The following is a 21,158-nucleotide window of genomic DNA, read 5'->3' as shown; positions in this document are numbered from 1 at the left end:
GCTGCCCAGTCCCTCGCCGCTCTGCGCAACCTTCTGCTGGGTTTCCTACACCAGCTCACCACCCCGGTGCTTCGCAGTGTTCGTAGCTTCTCCACCAATCCCATGCCCCTCTATCGCTGGCTTAGTGGATGTATATGATAAAAGCCTGCCGACAGAAAGAGCTAGCCTGGGGCAAGGTGCGTTCTCATCGAAGTTTTCCTGGATTTGCTACCCTGAACCTCAGATGACCCACTGGGGCAGACTGGGGTTGGTACTTGTACTGGCCGTGGCCGGGGCCGTGTGGTTTGCCTCGAGGCCCCCACCAGAACCTGCACCCGACGAGGCTGCCCGCCGCATTCGACTTCCGCCCGGATTTGCCATTCAGATTTTTGCCGAAAACTTCGATGGCGCTCCCCGCATGATGAGCGTGGGGCCCGATGGGCAACTGTACCTGACCCTGATGTACGGGGGCCAGGTGGTGCGTTTGCCCGACCAGAACCGCGATGGTCGGGCCGATCGGGTAGAGGTTGTTGCGAACAATCTGGAATTGCCCCACGGAATCGAGTGGCACCAGGGCTGGCTGTACGTGGCGGCCAGCACCACGGTGGTTCGGTTGCGGCCAAAAGGAAGTGGGTGGGAGCAGAAAACAATCCTATCGGACCTTCCGGGTCCTTCCGGGCACTTTACCCGAACCCTGCACTTCGGGCCGGACGGCAAACTTTATGTTGCGGTGGGCTCCGAGACCAACTTTGGCCCCGAGCGCGACCCACGTCGAGCAGCCATTTTGCGCTTCAACCCCGATGGAAGCCTGCCTGCCGACAACCCCTTTGTGCAAGACCCCGACCCCCGCCGCCGGGCGGTCTGGGCCGAGGGCCTTAGAAACAGCGTGGACTTTACCTGGACCCCCAGGGGCGAACTCTGGGCCACCCACAACGGCACTGACCACCTGGGCGACGAGCTGCCGCCCGAGGAGGTGATTGTGGCGGTGCAGCCGGGGGGCTTTCATGGCTGGCCCTACTGCTACACGCCGGGTTTGGGCCTGAACCTGAAGGCCGAGCGGGCCGAAGTTCCCGACCCCCGCACCCAGGGCTTCGACTGCCGTAAAGCCGTCCCGGCGCTCTTTACCGCGCCGGCCCATTCTGCACCGCTGGGGATGACCTGGGGTTCCAAGAGCCACTTTCCCCTGGAGTACCGCAATAGCCTCTTTATTGCCTACCACGGCTCGCTGGGGGTGCAGGATCCGGCCAAGTACCGCGACTGCAAAATTGAACGCTTTGTGATTCAAAACGGGCTGCCGGTGCGTGCGGAGGTGTTTGCGACCGGCTGGCGCGAGCCCGGCCAGATGTGCCGTGATGCCTGGGGCCGCCCGGTAGGGCTGGTGATCGGCGCGGACGGTGCGATGTACGTCTCGGACGCCAGGGGCGGGCGGGTTTACCGCATCTGGTACAGGGGCCACTGAGGCGTGGGTACAAACCATTGGTCGGGCGAGGGCCCGGAATCATCGAAGAACTGCCGGGTACCTCATTTGCATGAAGCCCTAGCCCAGCTTTTGGCTTATTAGCTCCTGCACCCGCTGGGGGTTGGCCTGCCCCTGGGTTTCGCGCATGACCTGGCCCACAAAAAAGCCCATCAGACCGGTCTTGCCAGCACGGTAGGCTGCCACTTTGTCGGGGTTTTCGGCCAGGATGCGCTCTACGATGGGCTCGAGGGCCCCCAGGTCGCTCACCTGCCTTAGCCCTTTCTGTTGGACGATTTCCACCGGGTCTTGGCCCGTTTGCAGGGCCTCGGCCAGCACATCCTTGGCGATGCGGGTATTGATTTCCCCGGCCTCGAGGAGCCTGACCAGTCCGGCCAGCCCAGCGGGGGTAATTTTGGCTTCGCCGGAGCGCAGGGCCGCGCCCAGGTCGTTGACGACCCAGTGGGCCAGCGCCGACAACGGGGCCGACTGGGCCGCTTGCAGCAGGAAGTCAGCCAGCCGGGGCTCGCGGGCCAGTATCCATGCTTCGGCCTCGTGGATGCCCTGGGCCATAAAGTTTTGCAGGACGGACTGCTGCTTTGGGGTTAGTTGCGGTTCGGACTGGGGGGCGGCGGGGCTGGAGACTTTGGCGCTGGCCGGGGTTCTGGCTTCCCCAGTGTGTTTTGCTTCCTGCTCGCGTGCAGCGGTACGTGCCCAGGTGTCCTTGAGGGTTACGATGCGGTTGAAGACCAGCGCTTCGGGCTTGGAGTCGAGGGGGTCTTGCCAGAAGTAGCCGTTGCGCTCGAGCTGGTAACGGGTCTCCTTGGGGTCTTTGAGCACGCTCGGCTCGATGTAGCCGTGGGCGACCTCGAGGCTTTTGGGGTTCACAAAGCGAAGGAAGTCGTGGTCTTCGGGGGTCTCGTGCTCGTCCTCGAGCTCTTTGGCCTCGGCCTCGGGGTGCGGAACAGTAAAAAGCCGGTCGTAGAGGCGAAACTCGGCGGGCACGGCCTCGCTCGCGCTCACCCAGTGAATCACCCCGGCGGCTTTGGTCTCTTCCAGCAGGGTGCAGTGAAGCTCGGTCACCTGGCCGGTCTCGTCGGTTTTGTAGGTCTCGCAGCGAATCACCCCGGCCATTTTCAGGCGCACGGTGCCGCCGGGCGCTAAACGCTTGAAGCCTTTGGGCGGCTTTAGGGCGAAGTCATCGGCCTCGATGTAAATTTCGCGGGTGAGGGTCACCTGGCGCACAGCTTCCTCAGGCTTGACGCGCTCGCCACTGGGCAGGGCCACCAGGCCGTCGGGGGACTCCTCGATTACATCGTGGGGCCAGTAGGGCAGGGTAACGCTTTTGGGCTCGGCCAGGTTGGTGAGCACCACCTTTAGAGGGCGCAGCACTGCCATGACCCGTGGGGCGGTGGTGTTCAGGTCGTCGCGGATGGCCCCTTCCAGCAGGGCAATGTCCACCGTGCGGTTGGTACGAGAAATACCGACCTGCCCGGCAAAGCGCCGGATGGCCTGGGGCCGCACCCCCCTGCGCCGCTGCCCGGCCAGGGTGGGCATGCGGGGGTCGTCCCAGCCCCGCACATAGCCCCCTTCTACCAGCTTGCGTAGTTTGCGCTTGGAGACCACGGTGTACTCGAGGCTCCGGCGGCCAAACTCATACTGATGCGGACGGGGGGTTTGGTGAAGGGGTGGCTCACCCCAAAGGTGATCCATCAGCCAGTCGTAGATGGCCCGGTTGTCCACGAACTCGAGGCTGCACAGGCTGTGCGTCACCCCATCCAGGGCGTCGGTGGTGGCCTGGGCGAAATCGTAGGAAGGGTAGATGCACCAGGCCTTGCCGGTGCGGTAGTGCTCGGCGTGTACGATGCGGTACAGCACCGGGTCGCGCAGTTTCATGTTGGGGCTCGAGAGGTCTATCTTGGCCCGGAGCACGTGGGCGCCATTGGGGAACTCTCCGGCCCGCATACGGCGGAAAAAATCCAGGTTCTCTTCCACACTGCGGTTGCGGTAGGGGCTGGGGATGCCGGGCTTGTCCACCGTGCCGCGCAGCCGGGCCATCTCCTCGGGCGAGACGCTGTCCACATAGGCCAGGCCCTTCTGGATGAGCCGCTCGGCCATCTGGTAAAGCTGCTCGAAGTAGTTAGAAGCATAGCTTACCTCTGGCCCCCAGTCCCAGCCCAGCCAGCGCATGTCGGCGATCAGGGCCTCGGCGTACTCGGCCTTTTCGGCCTCGGGGTTGGTGTCGTCCATGCGCAAGCGGCACTCCCCACCGTAATCGTGGGCGATGCCAAAGTCAATGTAGCTGGCAATGGCGTGCCCCAGGTGGGCGTAGCCGTTGGGCTCGGGGGGAAAGCGGGTCACGATTTTCTGGTAGCGACCAGCTTTCAGGTCTTCATCGATAATTTCGGTGATGAAGTTAGGGCTTACCAGGCGGGGTTTGTTCGTAGAAGTGCTCATGCCAACATGCAAAGAATACACTGCCTTATACACCAGGCCCAAGTAGTCCCCTCAAGCAGACCCCATTCATCCGGCAATGACCCCGGCAAACTATGTTGATGTCGGAGCCTGCCGGCATCAAATAACGTTCCGAACATGCCCTGCGGCTTGTGGTTTGGGCCAGCTCAAACCGATGCCCAGGTGTTTTGCTGGCTGCTTAGCACGCATGCCTCAATCACTTGTTGGGCCATGAGGCCGTCCTCGAGGCTCGGGGTGGGTTGCTGGTTTTTGGCGATGCCCTCCAGGAAGCGCCGGGCCAGCTCGATGAACTGAAAGTGTCCCCAGGAAGTCTTGGGGTCGCGCCCCCTGAGCAGGCCTGGGTCGGGGGGTACTTCCTGGTACAGACCAGGGCGCTTCGCGAACAAAAGTTGGGCGCTCTGTCCGGTGCCCCACAGGGCAGGGGAGAGCTTGAGCGCCCCTTTGGTGCCCTGGACTTCGAGCTCGAGCCGTTGATCGGCGCCGATGTGCACCCTCGAGAGCGAGAACATTCCGCTGGCATCTCCCAAACGGGCCAGCACCGCCCCTTCGTCGTAGTTGCTGACCGGGTCGGGCCGCTGCAGATGAATCTGGCCCTGGGCCATCACCTGGGTGAACTCGAGGCCCGTTACCATCCGCACCAGGTCGAAAAGATGGGCCCCCAGGTCGGCCACGGCGCCCCCCGCCCCGCCGGTCTCGGCTCTGGCCCGCCAGGTGGTGGGGCCGCCGGGGTCGCCCATGTAGCCTCCGTGAAAGTAGCCCCGCAGGTACAGGACTTCCCCAATCTCACCCGAGCGCACCAGGGCCTGGGCGGTCTCGGCGGCCAGGTCGCCCCGGCTGGTGAAGGCTGTCAGGCCTATGCGCTGGTGCTTTTGGGCCGCTTCCACCAGGGCCTGTCCCTCTTCTGCTGTGCGGGCCAGGGGCTTGTCCATAAAAAGGTGCTTCCCGGCCTCGAGGGCCTGGATGCCCAGCGGGGCGTGGGTGTCGTCGGTGGTGGAGATGGCTACCGCATCACAGTGCGGCAACAGATCCTCGTAGCGCGCAAAGGCCTGGGTTCCAAAGGCTGCGGCCAGTTTTTGGGCATGGGCGGGGGTGCGGCTGTAGATGCCCGCAATCTGCGCCCCAGCATCTCTGAATGCGGGCAGGTGGGCAAACCCGGCCCACCAGCCGGCACCTGCGATTCCAATCCTCACAGCGACCTCACAGGATCAAGCCTTTCAACCCGATGTTATCGGTTGTGGCTACCACATTACTGCTTACCCGATAACGCTGGCAAGTTGGGGCCCCAGCACGTTAGGCTAGAGCAAATGATGGATCGTGCGGTTTTTCAGGTAGAAGAGGTGCTATGACCCTACCCATTCATGTTGCGCTCATTGGCTACGGCATGGCCGGAAAAGCCTTTCATGCGCCGCTGATTCAGGCCGTGCCAGGCCTGCACCTGGTGACCATCCAGAGCAGCCAGCCTGCAAAAGTACGCGCCGACTGGCCCGAGGTTTGGGTGAGCGCTACTTTCGAGGAGGTTGTTACCAGCCCCCCCATTGACCTGGTGGTGATCGCCACCCCCAACCCCACCCACTTCGAGCTGGCGCGGCGCGCCCTGGAAGCGGGCAAACATGTGGTGGTGGACAAGCCCTTTACCCTCGATGCCTACCAGGCCCGCACCCTGGCCGAACTGGCCGAAGCCCAGGGGCGGGTGCTCTCGGTTTTTCAGAACCGCCGTTGGGACGGCGATTTTTTGACCCTACGCAGAATTGTGGAAGCCGGAACCCTGGGGGAGGTGGTCTACTTTGAGTCGCACTTTGACCGCTACCGCCCAGAGGTGCAGAACCGCTGGCGCGAGCAGGCTGGCCCCGGCAGCGGCATCTGGTACGACCTGGGGCCCCACCTGGCCGACCAGGCCCTGCTGCTTTTTGGCTGGCCCCAGGGAATCTTTGCCGACATCGGCATGCAGCGGCAGGGCGCCCAGGCCCCCGATTACTTTCACGTGCTGCTGCGCTACCCTAGGCTGCGGGTGGTGCTGCACGCCAGCGCCCTGGTGCCAGGGGGTAGCCCCCGCTTTGTGGTCCATGGAACCCAGGGCAGCCTGGTGCAGTACGGCCTGGACACCCAGGAAAAAGCCCTTAAGGAGGGTCTGCGTCCGGGTGCGCCGGGCTGGAAGCCCGAGGGAAGCGAGGCCTGGCTCTACCGGCCCGAGCAGGCCCCGGAGCCTGTTTTTGTCGAGGCCGGCGATTACCGGCGTTACTACGAGGGGGTGCGGGACGCGATTCGGGGCCAAGGGCCCAACCCGGTGCCGCCCGAGCAGGCCGTGCGGCTGATGGAGCTGCTCGAGGCCGCCCATATAAGCGCGCTCGAGCGCCGAGAGGTTTCCCTGGAGGGTCAGATATGAATATCGAACAGGATCTGAAGGTTATTGCCGAACAAGAGGCCCGCCTGCGCTTCGAGCGCTTCGACGCAGAGGTGGCCTGGAGGCTGGGGCAGCGGCTCAAAGCGACCGCCGAGCGCCTTCACAGCGCGATTGCCATGGACATCAGCCTTTTTGTCCAGCCCATCTTCTACTACGCCATGCCCGGCGCCACCCCCGACAACGCCGACTGGGTTCGGCGCAAGCGCAACGTGGTGCAGCGCTTTCACCGCAGCTCCTATGCGGTGGGGCTTTGGCTCAAGCAGAAGGAGAGCAGCCTCGAGGAACGTGGACTGGATGCCCGCGAGTATGCCGCCCACGGGGGTGGCTTTCCCATCTTCGTGCAGGGGGCGGGCTGCATCGGGGCCATTACGGTCTCGGGGCTGCCCCAGCGCGAAGACCACGAGCTGGTGGTGGAGGTGCTGGCGGACTACCTGAAGCTGCCCTACGAGGAGCTGGCCTTAGACCCATGAACCCCGCGCTGCAGGCCGGTTTTGGTCGGGAGATGCTGGCCCATTGGCCGCTCGAGACCGGAGTCATCTACCTCAACCACGGCACGGTGGGCGCCACCCCCCGGCGGGTGCTGGCAGCGCAGCAGGCCCTGCGCGAAGAGATGGAGCAGCAGCCCGCTCGCTTCTTGCTGCGGGAGCTGTGTGGCCTCTCGGGCCCCTCCGACCGGGCTGTTCCCCGGTTGCGGGAGGCCGCTTCTGCGGTAGCCCGTTTTATGGGGGCCCAGGGGCCAGACCTGGTGTTTGTGGACAACGCCACCGCCGGGGTCAATGCGGTGCTGGGTTCGCTCGAGCTCAACCCCGGCGACCAGATCCTGATTACCAACCTGGCCTATGGTGCGGTACGCAACGCGGCGGCCTTTTCCGCCGAGCGCCGAGGAGCCCGCTTGGTTACGCTCGAGCTGCCCTTTCCGGGAGCCGAGCCTGCGCTGTACATAAACCGGCTTTCCCAGGCCCTTACCCCCCGCACCCGCCTGGTCATCCTCGACCACATCACCTCCGAGACCGCCCTGGTGCTGCCCCTGGCCGAGATGGCCGCTTGCTGCCGGGCGGCGGGCGTGCCGGTGCTGGCCGATGGCGCCCACGCGCCGGGGGCCATTCCCCTGGATATCCCCCGCCTGGGGGTGGACTACTACACCGGCAACCTGCACAAATGGGCCCTGGCCCCCAAAGGCTGCGGTTTTTTGTGGGTGGCTCCCGAGCGGCAGCAGGGCCTGCATCCTCCGGTCATCTCCTGGGGTTTGGGGCAGGGCTTTGTGCAGGAGTTTGACTGGGTCGGCACCAAAGACCCCACCCCCTTTCTGGCCGCCCCGGCGGCGCTGGCCTTGATGCAAGAATGGGGCCTGGAAGCCATGCAGGCCTATAACCACCACCTGGCCCGGCAGGCCCTGGCCTGGCTGAGCGCACGCTGGGGGTTTGAACCTCCAGCCCCCGAAGCCATGCTGGGCTCTATGGTTACGTTGCCGCTACCCGCCGCACTGGGCAGTACCCGCCAGGAGGCCCTGCGCCTGCAGTATGCGCTGCTGTACGAACACCGGATTGAAGCCCCCATCCTGTGCCTTGGCGGGCGTTTATGGGTGCGGATTTCGGCCCAGGTGTACAACAGCCTGGAGGATGTGGAGGCCCTGGCTTTGGCCCTCGAGGCCTACAAATAAAAAAGCCATCCGCTAGCGGATGGCTTTTCTGGCGGAGTGGGAGGGATTCGAACCCTCGATACGGAGAACCCATATACACGCTCTCCAGGCGTGCCCCTTCAACCACTCGGGCACCACTCCAGGGCAACGTTGAGTGTACAGGGCAGTATTAGGAGCGTCAAGCTTTGGCGATATACTCTTGTGCGTGCGCTTGCTAGCTGTCTTTCCTCATCCAGACGATGAAATAGGCGTTTGTGGCACACTGGCCAAGCATGTAATGCGGGGCGACGCAGCCAGGATTCTCTGGCTTACCCGGGGGGAGCTGGCCAGCCAGTTTGGCCAGATGTCCCCCGAAGAGGTCGCGCGTATCCGCGAGGGGCACGGGCGTACCGTGGCCCAGATGATTGGCGCAGAGGCGCAGTTTCTCGACTTTGCCGACTCGAGCCTGACCGGAGGCCGCGAAGAGGCCCTGGCCATCGCCCAGGTGATGGCGGCCTGGAAGCCCGATGTGGTCTTTACCTGGAACCCCTACGATGTCCACCCCGACCACCGGGCCGCCTACTGGGCTACCCTCTCGGCGCTTAAGTTCTGCCGCATTCCCAAGCTGGTGGGGCAGCCACACCGCAAGCCGGTGCGGTTGCTGCACTACTACCGCAGTGATATTCCCAGGCCAGCGGTGTATGTGGATGTGGGCGAGGAGGGTCAGGCGGTGGCCGAACAGGTGTTCAGTTTTTACCGCGACTTTTACCAGTGGGAGTACAGCCTGGAGGCCTTCAGGGCGAATCGCTCGAGGCTGGGGGCGGAGGCTTCAGTAAAGTTTGCGGAGCGTTTTCAAGCGGAGGCTCCGCTGGCGCTTCCTTATCTTGGTTGAGCTCCACATCCTCAAAACTTCCCCGTGGGCTGGTAAAGGTATAGGCCGCGAATGCGCCAATCAGCGTGAGCGGCAACAGGCTATACCCGCCAATTTCGCCTGCCAGCACCACTGCGGCAAAGGGTGCACGGGCGATACCGGCCAGAAGCGAGGCCATACCCACCAGCGCAGCGGTCTGGGGCGAGGGGGCAATGGAGGGAAAAACCTCGCCCAGAAGCTGGGCCAGAATCAGCCCGCTAAGGCCGCCCAGGGTCAGGGCCGGGGTTAGCCGACCGCCGTAGGCCCGCACACCGCCACCCAGTATCAGCAAGGCCAGCTGTACCAGGAACAGCACACCCAAAAAAGGCAGCGTCAGGATGGGTGAGGTGCCGAGCTGTACCCAGGGCAGCCCATTGCCGATGGCCTCGGGCATGAGCAGCAACACCACTGCCAGCACCAGGCCGAACAGGGCGTGGCGTAGGCCAAACCCGATGCGCCTTAAGTAGCGCTGCAAAACCCGCTCGGACTCGAGCCAGAGCGTCCCTACCCCGGCGCACACCAGCCCGATGGCCAGGCCAAACAAGAGCTGGGGCCATTCCAGTGGTCCTGGGGGCAGCTCGAGCAGCGGCCCGTAGCCATGAAAAAGCCCATACACGGTAAAGCCGGCCAGGGCCCCAATCAGCGCTGGGGCCAAGGCACCGACCTCGAGGGCCAGCCCCCGGTAGACAATTTCACTAGCCAGCAGGGCGCCGGCCATGGGTGCATGAAAGGCTGCGGCGAACCCTGCAGCCATCCCCGCAAATGGCAGGAACCGGCTCGACTCCCCCAACGGGATGCGCCGCCCCAGCGCACCGCCTACCCACAAGCCCAGGGCGGCCATGGGCCCTTCACGACCCAGGGGTGAGCCTGCCCCTAACTGAACCAGCGAACCGATAATGCCCCGAAAGTACTCAATGGCCCGTACCGGGCGGCCTGCCCGGTAGGCCGCTAAAAGCCAGCCCAGCCCTCGGCCCGAACCCAGATAGCTCGAGGCTGCGAAGGCCAGGGGCAGCAGCAGGGCCAGCCACCAGAAGGTCGGCCCACGAAAAACCTGGGACAGCCCACCCTCGCCGGGCAGGCCGGGCGGCAGGTAGCCCAGGGTTTCACCCAGCAGGTAGCGCTCGATCAGCTGCAAGATGAATACAAACCCAGCAGCAAAAACGCCGGTTAAAGCCCCGACGAATGCGCTATAGAGGATGAGTGAACCAATCTGCATAGTGTTTTGGGCGTTGCGCGGTGTTTTGCAACCGCTGTGCTCACTACCAGGATTGTACTTGGGAAATTGGTGTTCCGCGGGTGATGCGCGGGGCCTCGAGGCCCAGCACCCGGTAGCCGTTGCGGGTTGCAGCCCGCACCAGCACCCTGGGGTCTACCTGTTTCCACAAGAAAAGCGCCTCCTTTCGCACGTCCAGGTCGGGGCTGCTGCTCTTTGAGTCGGTGCCCAGGGCGGGCTCGAGGCGATGCTTCAGGTACAGCGTCCAGGGCAGCGAGCCACAGGCCAGGCCCTCGTTGCTGCGCGGGCAGGAAACCAGGCGGGTTCCCGACTGGGCCAGCATCTGCACCTCCTCTTCGTCTACCTGAACCCCGTGCACGATGGTTAGGTGCGGCCCCAGCACCCCCAGTTCGGCCAGATAGCGCACGGGGGTGAGGCCAGGCCAGTCCTGATAAGCGGGAAAGCCATACTGCAGGGGTACTTCCTGTAGCGCCCCGCTGCCCTGGGTCATCAGCTCGGTCTCCTCGGGGCTTTCGGCCACGTGCATCTGCAGGGGGAAGCCCTCCAGCCGGGCAATCTCCACCAGCTTTTTGAGCAGAGCCGCGCTCACGTTGTACGGGGTGTGGGGCGAAATGCCCACCCCAACTTGACTATTCTGCTGCCTCCAGTCCGATAACTGCTGGGCGACTTTTTTCGCCACCGAATCTGCCTGACTGGGGTTTCGGTTGATCACTTCCAGGTAAAGCACCCCTGGGAGTGGGCTATGTTCTAGGAGCCATGTGAGCACCTCGGGCTTGTACACGATGTCGCCAAAGCCGCCTACACCGAGCGCCTGAAGTTCGCGCAGGCCTCGTTCGGCAGCCTTTACGTTGCGTTCGGAAGCGTGGTCAATCACGTGCCTGATGAAGCTGCTGTAGCTTCCTCGAAAATATGGAACCGTGGACAGATCCAGGTGGGTGTGGGCGTTCACCACCGGCGGCGTGAGGGCTTTGCCTTTGTGCACCAATGGCGTATCAGGATAGGCTTGCTGCAGCTCGGCCAGTTGACCCACTGCCGCTACATGCTGGCCCACCACCACCAGGCCCCCCTCGAGCATGGGCGTGCCAAAGCCCGCATACACCACCTCAGCAGTCCAGATTTCAGGCTTGAGTATCAGGTTATCCTCCCGATGATGTCTGGCTCAATCGTCCCGTTCCAGCACGTAGCGGTTGGGGTTTCGCACAAAGTCCACCGCCCGGTAGCCCTGCTGGAAGTAGTGCTCGAAGACCTCGCGGCTGTGGGTGCGCCAAAGCTGGGCCAGGGGCGGGTTGGTTTGCAAGATCTGGCCCCAGTTCTCGGGTATCTGTACCAGGACGTGCTTTTCGGTCAGGCTCAGCTCGAGCCCTACTGGCACCTCTCTTTCGATCTGGTTGGCCTGGGGCAGGCCCCTGGGGTCAAAGGCAGGGGCGGGGGCGTAGATGCGCTGAAAAACCCTGGGGGAGCAGAGCTCCCATACCGCGTAGGCCCGGTCGGAAGGTGCGCCCGCATTGATGCCGCCCATAGTGCCGTAGCAGTTGGGGATATAGCGGTTGAAAGTAGCCCCCAGCTTGCGAAGGTTGAAATGGGCGTTGAGGCTCCGCAACGGGTCGAAGGTCCAGACCACCCGCAGGTAGCCCTTGCTCAAGGCCCAGTCGCGCTGGTAACGCTTGAGCAGGAGGCCAATCTGGCTGCCCTGAAACTCCGGCAAGACCCCGGCCATGTGGGAGTGGTGTTCGCTCGGGCGGTCGGTGGGGAAGCCGAAGATGAAGCCCACCAGGCGCTCGGTGGCGTTGGGCTCGGGCACATAGGCCCCTGCCAGCAAAGCTCCCTCATGCACCAGGGCCATCAGGGTGCCGGGGCGGATGGTGTCGCTGGGGTCGTTCCAGATGGCCTGCTCGAGCCGGGGAATTTGTGCTATTTCCTCGGGTTCGTGCAGTTCACGAATCACAACGTTCATAAGGCGAGGGCGTTGGGCGTTTTAGCTCCGGGGGGTCACATAGGCCGATTTCTCGGTCAGGCTTTGAATCAGGTCGCGCTTCAGCGTGATGCCCAGGCCGGGGCCTTGCGGCACAGGCATCAGGCCGCTGGTGGCCTCGAGGGCCTCCTCGATGATGTCCTCCTGCCAGTAGCGGCTGGCGCTGCTGGTATCGCCTGGCTTGATGAACATGGGCAACGTGGCCACGTGGATGTTGGCGGCGCGGCCAATGCCGGCCTCCAGCATCCCGCCCATCCAGACCGGCAGGCCGTAGCTCTGGGTGATGTCGTGAATCTTGCGGCTGGCCAGGATACCGCCCACCCGCCCCGGCTTGAGGTTAATCACCCGCCCGGCCCCAATTTCCAGGGCTTTGCGGGCGTCCTCGGGCGAGGTGATGGACTCGTCTAAGCAGATGGAGGTGGAGATGGCCGCCTGCAACTTGGCGTGGTCCAGGATGTCGTCGAAGGCCAGGGGCTGCTCGATATAGTCCAGCCCGGCGGCGTCCAGGGCCTTGAAGGTGGCAATATCGTTTAGGCTGTAGGCCGAGTTGGCGTCTACGGTGAGGCTGGCCTCGGGGTAGGCTTCGCGCACCGCCATCACCACCTTGACGTCCCAGCCGGGCTTTATTTTCAGCTTGATGCGCTTATAACCTTCCGCCAGTCCCCGGCCCACCTTCTCGAGAGTGGCCTCGAGGCTGGGTTCTATCCCCAGGCTGATGCCCACCGGAATCTCGGTTCGCACACCGCCCAACACCTTCCAGAGGGGCTGTCCCAGGCTTTTGCACCAGAGGTCCCAGAAGGCCATCTCGAGGGCCGCCTTGGTCATCTTGTTGCCCCTAAAGCCGGCAATCTCGCCCCAGAGCTGCTCGGGGTTGGCGAAGTCTTTGCCCAGCACTTTGGGAAGCAGCAGCTCTTCCAACAGCGCCCAGGCCCCTGGGATGGTCTCCTCGCGGTAGTGGGGTGTGAACTCCATCACGGTCTCGGCGTAGCCCTCGAGGCCCTCGCCGTAGAGCGTCAGGACGATAAGGTGACGCATGGTCTGCACCCCAAAGGAGGTCTCGAAGCGAAACTTGAGTGGTAGCGAGATCAGGCGGAGGTCGGCTGCTTCGATTTTCATGCCTGTATGCTAACACGCTGGATGCGAAAAGCCCAGTAAGTGTACCGGATGGTCGGTGTAGACGGTTTTCACAAGCGTCAGTATAGTGAACAAAGTCACAGATTGCAGACTACTGTGACCTGAGTTTTCATGCCAAAATCACAAAAACCGGGCTAACGGTATAGGACGAAACCGACCCAGTCTGAAAAATGCTCGCGCCAAGGCCAAAGCAAAAGGAACGCATCAAGGGCGCAAGGTTTTCTTCGGCTTAACTGGGCCAGCCTTAGCGCAGGAGCTGCTGGATGAGGCCCTGCAAAACCTGCGCCTGCTGCTCGAGGCCCATACGGCCCAGGTCGCCGCTGACAAAGCTGGCCTTGCCTTTACCAAAGGTGCTGGACTCGGCCAGGGGGCGCTGGCTGGGGTCGTTGGTTATGAGCATCAGCCTGCCGCCCTGCTCCACGTAGGCCCGCAGCATCTTGCGCTGGGTTTCTGGCCAGTGGTTGCTCCAGTCGGGCGGCAGAACCCAGACGACCAGTGGGTATTCTGCCACTTTTCCGGCCTCAGGCCGCTTTGTAGGGCTTGCCTGAACCAGGGTACTGCTAAAACCCAGGCCATCCAGGGCCTTTTTTACGGCGTCTACCTCGGAGGCTTCGACCACCAGAAGGGCGGATTTTTTGGGGATGGGCGGGCTATCTGCTGGGGTGTTTGGGGCTGGCTGGCCGACCTGAGGGCTGCTGGGCGGTGCGGGCTTTAGCGCAGCCAGCGCTTCTGCCAGCCGAATCAGGCCCCTGCCGCTGCCAGCAGATGACAGGGGCAGCGCTGCACTAAGCAGGGCTTGCCGCACCTGCTCGGCCTTGAAGCCCCCGGACATCAGCAAGGCCGCACTGCCGGCAGCAATGGCGGTGCTGACGGAGGTTCCACTCATGGCCATATAGCGCCCGCCGGGAATGGTTGAGTGCACGTCCACCCCCGGGGCAACCAGGTCGGGCTTGCTCACCACGGTGTGGTAGGGTGCGCCCCAGCGCACCTCGCCGCGGCTGCTGAATCCAGCAATCTGATTGGCGGGGTTGCTGGCTCCTACCGCCAGCACCCCCGGCATGTTGCCAGGGGAGGCCGGGGCGCCGCCGGAGTTCCCTACCGCAAACACTGGCAATACCCCCATTTGCTTCATGCGTTCGACCACAGGCACAAACTCGCTCCAGCTCCCCTCGAGGCCCAGCGACATCGAAACGATTTGCACGTTTTGCTCGAGCACCCAGTCCAGGCCGCCCAGCACCTGGGCCAGCGTGCCGTAGCCGCCCGGCAAGACCAGAGCTGAAACCAGGCGTGCCTCTGGGGCCACACCCACATTGTTGGCCACCAGCAGACCGGCAGTAAAGGTTCCGTGCAGCGAGGAGTCGTAGGGGTCGCTGGGGCGGGCTGTGCCGTCGGTGTCAACCTCTGCAAAGGCGGCTATTTTCCCACGCAGGTCGGGGTGGGATGCATCTACCCCAGTGTCCAGGTGGCCAATGCGGATGCCCTGACCCCGCATCCCAGCCGCCCACAGGCCAGGCACGCCGATGTGCTGTAAGGCCCAGTTGCTTCCACTGTTGACCGGGTTAGCAAGGGCCGAGGCTACGGGCTGGCTGATATGTACCGGGCGGTTTGGGTAGACCCGTCGCACCCCGGGAATCTGGGCCAGGCGACTTACCTGCGACTCCGGTAAGCGCACCAGGAAGCTCTGACTGGCCCAGAACCCCTTGCTAGCCTTGACGCTAAGCCGCCCTTGCATCTGGCCCAGGTGGGCTTTGAGCAGACGCGTGAGTTCGGCCCGGGCCTGCCCTTTGGGTAGTTGTGGCCCATCAAGTTCCACAATTACTTCTACCAGGGCAGGTGCGGCCAGCGTGACTGGGGCCAGCAATGCCAGAAGAATCGGGATGAGCAGTCTTAATAACACCATGCCTTCAGGCTAGGCAGCGCTATGGATCTGAGTTTGAGCGAAAACTAAAGAAATCTTGGGATAGACCTTGAGCCTGGCTTTATCTACCCGGCAATGGTCGGGTTGACCTGTCGCAAAGGCCCGTCTGGTTGGGATTGAAGCCATAGCAACCTCTGTGAAGCGCACGATCAGGTAGTCTTGGGGTATGACGCCAGAAGAGTTCAAGCGCCTGGGATACCAGCTGATTGACTTTATAGCCGAGTACCGCGCCGGGCTCGAGGCCAAGCCCGTGATGGCGCAAGTGCAGCCTGGGGCCATCAAAGCCCTGTTTTCCCCTACACCTCCCGAGCAGCCGGTGGGCTTTGAAGAGGTGCGGCAAGACCTCATGGCCCTTTTTCCCGGCCTGACCCACTGGCAAAGCCCCAATTTCTTCGCCTGGTTTCCTTCCAATGCCCCGCTGTCTTCGGTACTGGCCGATCTGGTAGCTACTGGGTTGGGCCAGACCGGCATCACCTGGCAGGCTAGTCCAGCCCTGACCGAGCTCGAGGAGGTCACGACCGACTGGTTGCGGCAGATGTTGGGCCTGCCCGAGTATTTTCAAGGGGTAATTCAGGACACCGCCTCCAGCGGTACGCTGGTTGCGCTGCTTACGGCCCGGGAGTGGGCCACCGGCCAGTCCCAGGATCGGGGCGGGCTCCAGGCCGAGCCGCAACCCCTAACGGTCTACGCCTCCGATCAGGCCCATAGCTCCGTACCCAAGGCCGTGCTGCTGGCGGGCTTTGGCCGCGAGAACCTGCGCCTCATCGGCACCGATGACAACCACGCCATGTGTCCAGACCAGCTCGAGGCCGCCCTAAAGCGCGACCTGGCCGAAGGCCGCAAGCCCTGCGCGGTGGTGGCGGCGGTAGGCACTACCAATACCACCGCCATCGACCCCCTGCGCGAAATTGCCAAACTGTGCCAGCGCTATGGCCTCTGGCTGCACGTGGACGCCGCTATGGCCGGCTCCGCCATGATTTTGCCGGAGTGCCGCCACCTGTGGGACGGAATCGAACAGGCCGATTCCATCGCCATCAACCCCCACAAATGGCTGGGGGTAGCCTTCGATTGCTCGCTTTATTACGTGCGTGAGCCGGAGCACCTGATTCGGGCCATGTCCACCAACCCCTCCTACCTGCACTCCGCCGCCGATGGGCAGGTCAAAAACTACAAGGACTGGGGCATCCCGCTGGGGCGGCGCTTCAGAGCCCTCAAACTCTGGTTCACCCTGCGCGACCAGGGGGTTCAGGGACTGCAAGCCCGCCTGCGGCGCGACATAGCCAATGCCAGGTGGCTCGAGGCCCAGGTGCGGCAGACCCCCGGCTGGGAACTGCTGGCCCCGGTGCCCTTCCAGACGCTCTGTGTGCGCTACAATCCGGGCCACCTCTCGCCCGAGCAGCTCGATCAGCACACGCAAAACTGGGTGGCCCGCATCAACCGCTCGGGCCGGGCCTTCCTCACCCCAGCCTTGCTGAAAGGGCGCTGGATGGTGCGGGTTTCGATTGGGGTCGAAAGCACCGAACGCAGCCACGTGGAGGCGTTGTGGCACCTAATGCAGCAGGAAGCCCAGAAGGTGGAGATTGAGACCTGAGCTGAAACCCTACCAGCCCCTGCAAACCCAGGATGGCTCGCTCACCCTGGTGCACCCGGTATTCGGCGAGGCCTACAGCTCGCGGCATGGGGCCTGGATGCAGGCCAACGAGCTTTACCTGAAGCTGACCCAGACCCATCAGCACCCGGCCCCCAGGGTGCTGGAGGTGGGCTTTGGACTGGGGGTCAATTTCCGGGCCACGCTGGAAGACTGCCTGAAGCGCGGGGTTTTTCTGGAGTACATAAGCTATGAGGGCTTTCCGGTATCCCGCGGGGTTCTGGCCTCGGTGGAGCTTCCCCTTTCGGCGCCATCCCAGCGGATATGGGCCAGCCTGCTAAAGCGCTGGCCGGCCCATCCGCAGGGTTCACTCTGCCTAAAGGGCCCCTGGGGCCGCCTCGAGGTTCGTTTCGAGGACGTAACGGCTGCGCTTTTTCCGGCGGGGTGGGCCAGCGCTATCTATTTCGACCCCTTTAGCCCCCGGGTTAACCCCGAGCCCTGGCAGCCCCGCGTGCTGGAAAAGCTATTTTTGGCCGCCAGTAGTGGCGCACGGCTGGCAACCTACTCGGTTTCTGGACGTTTTCGGCGCGACCTGGCAGCGGCCGGTTTTGTGGTAAGTAAGGTTCCGGGTGTAGGCAAGAAAGCCTGGACGCTGGCAGAACACCCCTAAATCAAGCTGTTCGCGTATCGGCCAGCTTGGGGTCATCCGACTCAGGGATAATGTTCAGGCCCATAGCCCGTTCGGCCAGCCGTTCTCCGGCCTCGGCGAAGGGGTGCGAGATGAGGGTTACGCCGGCCTCGAGCAGGATCGGGTCTTCTTCGCGGTGGTAGCCGGTAGCGGCAATGATTCCACTAAAGCCCCGCTGCTTAAGGCCACGGGCGGCCCGAAGCTTGGCCTCGAGGTCGGGCAGGGTCAGCAATACGCCCCTGAGTCCCGTCAAGTCCAAGCGCTCCCATAGCTCGGGGTCTTCGGCGTCGCCGTAGCGCACCTGACGCATTTTAGCCCGGTGGAAGTCCAGCTTGCCTTCGTCCGCATCCAGGCCCAACACCCGGTAGCCGTGGCTGGCCAGCATCTTGTAGGCGGCCCCACCCGTGCGGCCCATGCCCACCACCAGCCACTCGGCCCCGCCCAGGCTGGTAGGCTCGTCGTCGGCGTGCTGTACCTTACGCTCGAAGCGCAACAAGAAATGCTCGTAGCGCTGAAACAGGCTATGCACCGAGCGGTTGAGGGGGGCGGCCAGGGCCAGCGAGACCGCCACCACCAGCCCCACCAGCTGGCCCCAGGACTCCGGTAACAGACCCCCCTCTACGGCGGCCACACTGGTAATCAGGGCGAATTCACTGTAGCTGGCGAGCGAAACGCTGGTTACAAAGGCAGTGCGAGCCCGCAAGCCAAAGGCGATGAAGAGAGCGAAGAACAAGACGGCCTTAAGCGGTATGAGCAGGATAAAACCCAGCGCCAGCGGCAGCGCCGAGGCCGAGGGTAGGCCCATCAGCCCAATATCCAGGAAAAAGGCCACCAGGAAAGCCTCTTTCAGGCCCCACAGGGTACGCGAAAGCTCGGAGGTTTGCGGGTGTCCTGCCAGAACCGCGCCCATCAGCAAAGCCCCCAGCTCCGGCGATACCCCCAGGCTTTGGGCCAGGCTAGCACCCCCTAGGGACAAGCCCAGGCCGTACAGCAACAAAAGCTCGTCGTGGCCGCTTTTTTCCAGAATCCAGCCCACAACAGGGCGCAGCAGAGGCAGGGCCAGAAGGAGCAAGGCCCAGGGCGTTGGATTTTTGACGCCGGCATAGGCCAGTAGCCCAACCGCGACCAAGTCCTGCAAAACCAGGATGCCTACCGCCACCCGCCCGTGGAAGGTGGAGAGCTCCCGCCGGTCATCCAGCAGCTTGACGGCCAGTACGGTGCTCGAGAAGGCCAGCCCCACCCCTACAAAAAGCGCCGCATCGGTGCTCATGCCCAGCAAAAGGGTGATCAGGCCCAGCAGCAGGGCGAAAAGCACCAGATGGATCCCCCCCACGCCCAGCACTTCCCGGCGCACTAAGCTGGCAAAGCGGAGCTTCAGGCCCACCGTAAACAAAAGCAGCAGCACGCCCACATCGGCGATTTCTCCCAGCAAGCGGCTGTCCTGGTAGCCAAACCCCCAGAGCGCAAAACCCGCCCCCAGATAGCCCACCAGGGGTGGCAGGCCAAAGCGGCTCGCCAGCAACCCCAGCCCATAGGCGGCCCCTACCCACGCCAGCTCCATACCTCAATCATAGAGGCTAACGCCTGGATTTCTTAGCGGCCAAAACCCCGAAGGGGGGCTGGCCCAGCCGCCTGGCCAAACGGGGCATCAGGATAAGCTGGGGGTTTTTCAACCACAGCGCATCCAGCAAGCCCTGGGCCAGGGGGCCAGCGTTGGCGTAGCGGCGCAGCGGAACCCGGATGGCCTCGCCTTCGCTGGCTATCAGAACCAGCTGGATTCCACCGCCCAGGATGTCCCGCAGGCCATCCACGGCCTCAACGCGGGGCAGCGGGTGTTCCGTCCAGCGGCCAAAGCTCTGGATGCGCAGGTGGGTGGGGGTGACCTCGAGCCCGCTCAGCCAGCCTTCATCCACCCCGAGTAGCACCATGTAAACCCCCAGCAGCCCAAACAGAATCACCGACCAGCGCGGCTCGACGCCCTGTAGCCAGGCGGCGCTGCATAAAGCTACCAGGGCCAGGCCCATGACCATCAGCCCTACCGCAACCACATAGGTCTGCAGGCTGCGTTTTGAGACTACCGCTTTGGGCTCCTCCATGGCGGCAAGTTTACGTGGGCTGCCAGCACCGTACAAGTGCAGGGGACGGTCTTTTGGGACATAGCCCCGACCAGCCTGTTCACCTAGGGACGATCCCCTTCGGGACAGACCGCTAAAGCGGCTGTTCACCAAGCGGACGATCCCCTTCGGGACAGACGGCTGGCGCCGCTGTTCACCCAGGGACGATCCCCTTCGGGACAGACGGCTGGCGCCGCTGTTCACCCAGGGGACGATTACCCTCGGGACAGACGACAGAAGCCGCTTTTCAACGAATGCGCGCCATCAGGGTGGGAAGTTCAAGGACAAAGCTCGAGGGGTGCTTGGCTTTTTGCCTTCGACTTTTCACTTGCCCACGCAAAAGTTACGGAATACTCGGTCAATCACCTCTTCCGAAACGTCTTTGCCCAGGATTTCGGCCAGCGCGTCCAGGGCCATCTCGATCGAGAGGGCGGCCAGGTCCTGGGGGGCTTGCAGGGCTTCGTGCAGGTGGGTTTGGGCCCGGCGCAGGGCCTCCACATGCCGCTCGTTGCTGACCCAAAGCTCCCCCTCGGGGGCCTGGCCCAGAAGCCGCTGGTGGATTTGCTGGCGTAGCTCGTGCAGGCCCAGGCCGGTCTGGCTCGAGACCCGCAGGTACGAATCCGCTGTCCAGGCGGGGGCCAGGTCGGCCTTGGTGGCTACCTTCAGGGTGCGCTCCCAGGGCAGCGGTGGCGGGGTGGGGTGGGGCTGGCTCTGGTCGGCCAGGTAGAGCACCAGGTCGGCTTCCTGTGCGATCTGTAAGGCCCGTTCCACCCCGCTTTTCTCGATTGGGTCGTGGGTTTCCCGGACTCCGGCGGTGTCCACGGCCACAATGGGCACCCCGGCAATCTCCATAGGGGCTTCCAGGTAGTCGCGGGTGGTGCCCGGGATGGGGGTAACGATGGCCCGCTCGTAGCCCAAGAGCGCATTGAGCAGGCTGGACTTGCCGGCATTGGGGGCCCCCACCAGGGCAATCCGGGCCCCTTTCTGGGCGATGCGCCCGGCGGGGGCGGTGGCCAGCAGGTGGCCGATTTCCTGCAAAACGGGCTCGAGGGTTTCCTGAATCTGGGCGGGTTCGACCCCTTCTTCGGGGTAGTCCAGCCAGGCCTGGATGTGCGCCAGCAGGTCGAACAATTGCTCGGAGAGGTGCGCGATCTTCTGCGACAACCCCGCGCTCAGGCCCCGCAAGGCCTGACGCCGGGCGGCGTCCGACTCGGCCTCTACCAAGCTCAGCACCGCCTCGGCCTGGGCCAGGTCCATTTTTCCGTTCAGGTAGGCCCGCAGCGTGAACTCACCGGGCTGGGCCGGGCGGGCCCCTAGCTCAAACAGCGCCTGCAAAACCCGGCGCAACACCGCAGGCGAGCCGTGGGTGTGCAGCTCGGCGCTGTCCTGGCCGGTGTAGGAATGGGGCCTGCGGAAAACCAGCAACAGCGCCTCGTCCAGCACTTCCTGGGTGTTCGGGTCGCAGATTTTACCGTAGGTGAAGCGCCCGCCGGCCAGTCTGTAGGGATTTTTGCCCTGCCAGAGCCTAGAGACCAGTTCTAGAGCGCCGTTGCCCGAGACCCGCACAATCCCCACCGCGCCCTTGCCGGGCGGGGTGGCGATGGCGGCAATCACATCGTTTAGCGAAGGCAGGCCCACAGGGGTTTAGTCTATTCTCGGCAGAATCCAGTC

The 21,158-nt window shown here is 63.8% G+C and carries 17 protein-coding genes and 1 tRNA gene; 7 read left to right on the top strand and 11 right to left on the bottom strand.

What is annotated here, in order from left to right; genetic code table 11:
* Positions 1-223: 223 nt before the first annotated feature.
* Positions 224-1,438, top strand: a complete 1,215-nt coding sequence (locus ABWU19_RS03840) for a PQQ-dependent sugar dehydrogenase (protein ID WP_435900443.1) — start codon at positions 224-226, stop codon at positions 1,436-1,438.
* Positions 1,439-1,516: 78 nt separating this feature from the next.
* On the opposite strand, the gene ABWU19_RS03835 is transcribed toward ABWU19_RS03840, so the two are convergent.
* Positions 1,517-3,892 carry a glutamine--tRNA ligase/YqeY domain fusion protein gene (locus tag ABWU19_RS03835; protein WP_435900442.1) on the bottom strand — a complete coding sequence of 792 codons (2,376 nt, stop codon included), beginning with the start codon at positions 3,890-3,892 and terminating at the stop codon, positions 1,517-1,519.
* Between the two features lie 164 nt (positions 3,893-4,056).
* Entirely contained in the window at positions 4,057-5,100 is a 1,044-nt protein-coding gene (locus tag ABWU19_RS03830) for a Gfo/Idh/MocA family protein (RefSeq protein ID WP_435900441.1), read from the bottom strand.
* Positions 5,101-5,252: 152 nt separating this feature from the next.
* Here ABWU19_RS03830 and ABWU19_RS03825 point away from each other — a divergent pair, with 152 nt between their 5' ends.
* Genes ABWU19_RS03825 through ABWU19_RS03815 form a run of 3 tightly spaced genes read left to right on the top strand, consistent with a single transcriptional unit; the run spans position 5,253 to position 7,971 of the window.
* Entirely contained in the window at positions 5,253-6,293 is a 1,041-nt protein-coding gene (locus ABWU19_RS03825) for an oxidoreductase (RefSeq protein WP_435900440.1), read from the top strand.
* Positions 6,290-6,781 (top strand): heme-degrading domain-containing protein, encoded by a 492-nt coding sequence (locus ABWU19_RS03820; RefSeq protein WP_435900439.1) that lies wholly within the window; start codon positions 6,290-6,292, stop codon positions 6,779-6,781. The genes ABWU19_RS03825 and ABWU19_RS03820 overlap by 4 nt, the downstream gene beginning before the upstream one ends.
* A complete protein-coding gene (locus ABWU19_RS03815) occupies positions 6,778-7,971 on the top strand; it encodes an aminotransferase class V-fold PLP-dependent enzyme (RefSeq protein WP_435900438.1) in 1,194 nt (397 codons plus the stop codon). The genes ABWU19_RS03820 and ABWU19_RS03815 overlap by 4 nt, the downstream gene beginning before the upstream one ends.
* Before the next feature lie 29 nt (positions 7,972-8,000).
* Here ABWU19_RS03815 and ABWU19_RS03810 read toward each other — a convergent pair.
* Positions 8,001-8,091 (bottom strand) — tRNA-Ser (locus ABWU19_RS03810).
* A 64-nt stretch (positions 8,092-8,155) separates the two neighbouring features.
* On the opposite strand from ABWU19_RS03810, the gene ABWU19_RS03805 reads away from it, so the two are divergent.
* Entirely contained in the window at positions 8,156-8,821 is a 666-nt protein-coding gene (locus ABWU19_RS03805) for a PIG-L deacetylase family protein (protein ID WP_435900437.1), read from the top strand.
* On the opposite strand, the gene ABWU19_RS03800 is transcribed toward ABWU19_RS03805, so the two are convergent.
* From ABWU19_RS03800 to ABWU19_RS03780, 5 genes are all read right to left on the bottom strand, one after another.
* A complete protein-coding gene (locus tag ABWU19_RS03800; protein ID WP_435900436.1) occupies positions 8,724-10,055 on the bottom strand; it encodes a chloride channel protein in 1,332 nt (443 codons plus the stop codon). The genes ABWU19_RS03805 and ABWU19_RS03800 overlap by 98 nt on opposite strands.
* Positions 10,056-10,098: 43 nt before the next feature.
* Positions 10,099-11,148 (bottom strand): amidohydrolase family protein, encoded by a 1,050-nt coding sequence (locus ABWU19_RS03795; protein ID WP_435900445.1) that lies wholly within the window; start codon positions 11,146-11,148, stop codon positions 10,099-10,101.
* A gap of 84 nt (positions 11,149-11,232) precedes the next feature.
* Positions 11,233-12,027 (bottom strand): GNAT family N-acetyltransferase, encoded by a 795-nt coding sequence (locus tag ABWU19_RS03790; protein ID WP_027878354.1) that lies wholly within the window; start codon positions 12,025-12,027, stop codon positions 11,233-11,235.
* Between the two features lie 21 nt (positions 12,028-12,048).
* Positions 12,049-13,161: an o-succinylbenzoate synthase gene (gene menC, locus ABWU19_RS03785; protein WP_027878353.1), complete on the bottom strand. Its 1,113-nt coding sequence runs from the start codon at positions 13,159-13,161 to the stop codon at positions 12,049-12,051.
* A 262-nt stretch (positions 13,162-13,423) separates the two neighbouring features.
* Complete coding sequence (locus ABWU19_RS03780) at positions 13,424-15,079, bottom strand: S8 family peptidase (protein WP_027878352.1); 1,656 nt, start codon at positions 15,077-15,079, stop codon at positions 13,424-13,426.
* 184 nt (positions 15,080-15,263) lie between these two features.
* Between ABWU19_RS03780 and ABWU19_RS03775 the strand changes: the two genes are divergently transcribed.
* A complete protein-coding gene (locus ABWU19_RS03775) occupies positions 15,264-16,688 on the top strand; it encodes a pyridoxal phosphate-dependent decarboxylase family protein (protein ID WP_333659671.1) in 1,425 nt (474 codons plus the stop codon).
* Entirely contained in the window at positions 16,678-17,355 is a 678-nt protein-coding gene (gene mnmD, locus ABWU19_RS03770; protein WP_051529449.1) for a tRNA (5-methylaminomethyl-2-thiouridine)(34)-methyltransferase MnmD, read from the top strand. The genes ABWU19_RS03775 and mnmD overlap by 11 nt, the downstream gene beginning before the upstream one ends.
* Before the next feature lies 1 nt (position 17,356).
* Here mnmD and ABWU19_RS03765 read toward each other — a convergent pair whose 3' ends face one another.
* From ABWU19_RS03765 to mnmE, 3 genes are all read right to left on the bottom strand, one after another.
* Entirely contained in the window at positions 17,357-18,934 is a 1,578-nt protein-coding gene (locus ABWU19_RS03765; protein ID WP_435900435.1) for a cation:proton antiporter domain-containing protein, read from the bottom strand.
* 16 nt (positions 18,935-18,950) lie between these two features.
* Entirely contained in the window at positions 18,951-19,469 is a 519-nt protein-coding gene (locus ABWU19_RS03760) for a hypothetical protein (protein WP_027878348.1), read from the bottom strand.
* A 342-nt stretch (positions 19,470-19,811) separates the two neighbouring features.
* Positions 19,812-21,125, bottom strand: coding sequence for a tRNA uridine-5-carboxymethylaminomethyl(34) synthesis GTPase MnmE (mnmE, locus tag ABWU19_RS03755; protein ID WP_435900434.1), 1,314 nt, complete (start codon positions 21,123-21,125; stop codon positions 19,812-19,814).
* Between the last annotated feature and the right edge of the window lie 33 nt (positions 21,126-21,158).

Origin of the sequence: Meiothermus cerbereus, assembly GCF_051297115.1 — a bacterium.
In the GTDB taxonomy this organism is placed as follows: Bacteria; Deinococcota; Deinococci; order Deinococcales; family Thermaceae; genus Meiothermus; species Meiothermus cerbereus_A.
This window is presented reverse-complemented; position numbering and strand designations above follow the sequence as displayed.

What these genes read in the sequence shown, in the direction of transcription:
- ABWU19_RS03820 (WP_435900439.1), top strand. Translation starts at nt 6,290, where the DNA reads ATGAATATCGAACAGGATCTGAAGGTTATTGCCGAACAAGAGGCCCGC.
- ABWU19_RS03800 (WP_435900436.1), bottom strand. Translation starts at nt 10,055, where the DNA reads ATGCAGATTGGTTCACTCATCCTCTATAGCGCATTCGTCGGGGCTTTA.
- ABWU19_RS03795 (WP_435900445.1), bottom strand. Translation starts at nt 11,148, where the DNA reads ATGCTCGAGGGGGGCCTGGTGGTGGTGGGCCAGCATGTAGCGGCAGTG.
- ABWU19_RS03790 (WP_027878354.1), bottom strand. Translation starts at nt 12,027, where the DNA reads ATGAACGTTGTGATTCGTGAACTGCACGAACCCGAGGAAATAGCACAA.
- ABWU19_RS03825 (WP_435900440.1), top strand. Translation starts at nt 5,253, where the DNA reads ATGACCCTACCCATTCATGTTGCGCTCATTGGCTACGGCATGGCCGGA.
- ABWU19_RS03840 (WP_435900443.1), top strand. Translation starts at nt 224, where the DNA reads ATGACCCACTGGGGCAGACTGGGGTTGGTACTTGTACTGGCCGTGGCC.
- ABWU19_RS03780 (WP_027878352.1), bottom strand. Translation starts at nt 15,079, where the DNA reads ATGGTGTTATTAAGACTGCTCATCCCGATTCTTCTGGCATTGCTGGCC.
- ABWU19_RS03775 (WP_333659671.1), top strand. Translation starts at nt 15,264, where the DNA reads ATGACGCCAGAAGAGTTCAAGCGCCTGGGATACCAGCTGATTGACTTT.
- menC (WP_027878353.1), bottom strand. Translation starts at nt 13,161, where the DNA reads ATGAAAATCGAAGCAGCCGACCTCCGCCTGATCTCGCTACCACTCAAG.
- ABWU19_RS03835 (WP_435900442.1), bottom strand. Translation starts at nt 3,892, where the DNA reads ATGAGCACTTCTACGAACAAACCCCGCCTGGTAAGCCCTAACTTCATC.
- ABWU19_RS03760 (WP_027878348.1), bottom strand. Translation starts at nt 19,469, where the DNA reads ATGGAGGAGCCCAAAGCGGTAGTCTCAAAACGCAGCCTGCAGACCTAT.
- ABWU19_RS03765 (WP_435900435.1), bottom strand. Translation starts at nt 18,934, where the DNA reads ATGGAGCTGGCGTGGGTAGGGGCCGCCTATGGGCTGGGGTTGCTGGCG.
- ABWU19_RS03815 (WP_435900438.1), top strand. Translation starts at nt 6,778, where the DNA reads ATGAACCCCGCGCTGCAGGCCGGTTTTGGTCGGGAGATGCTGGCCCAT.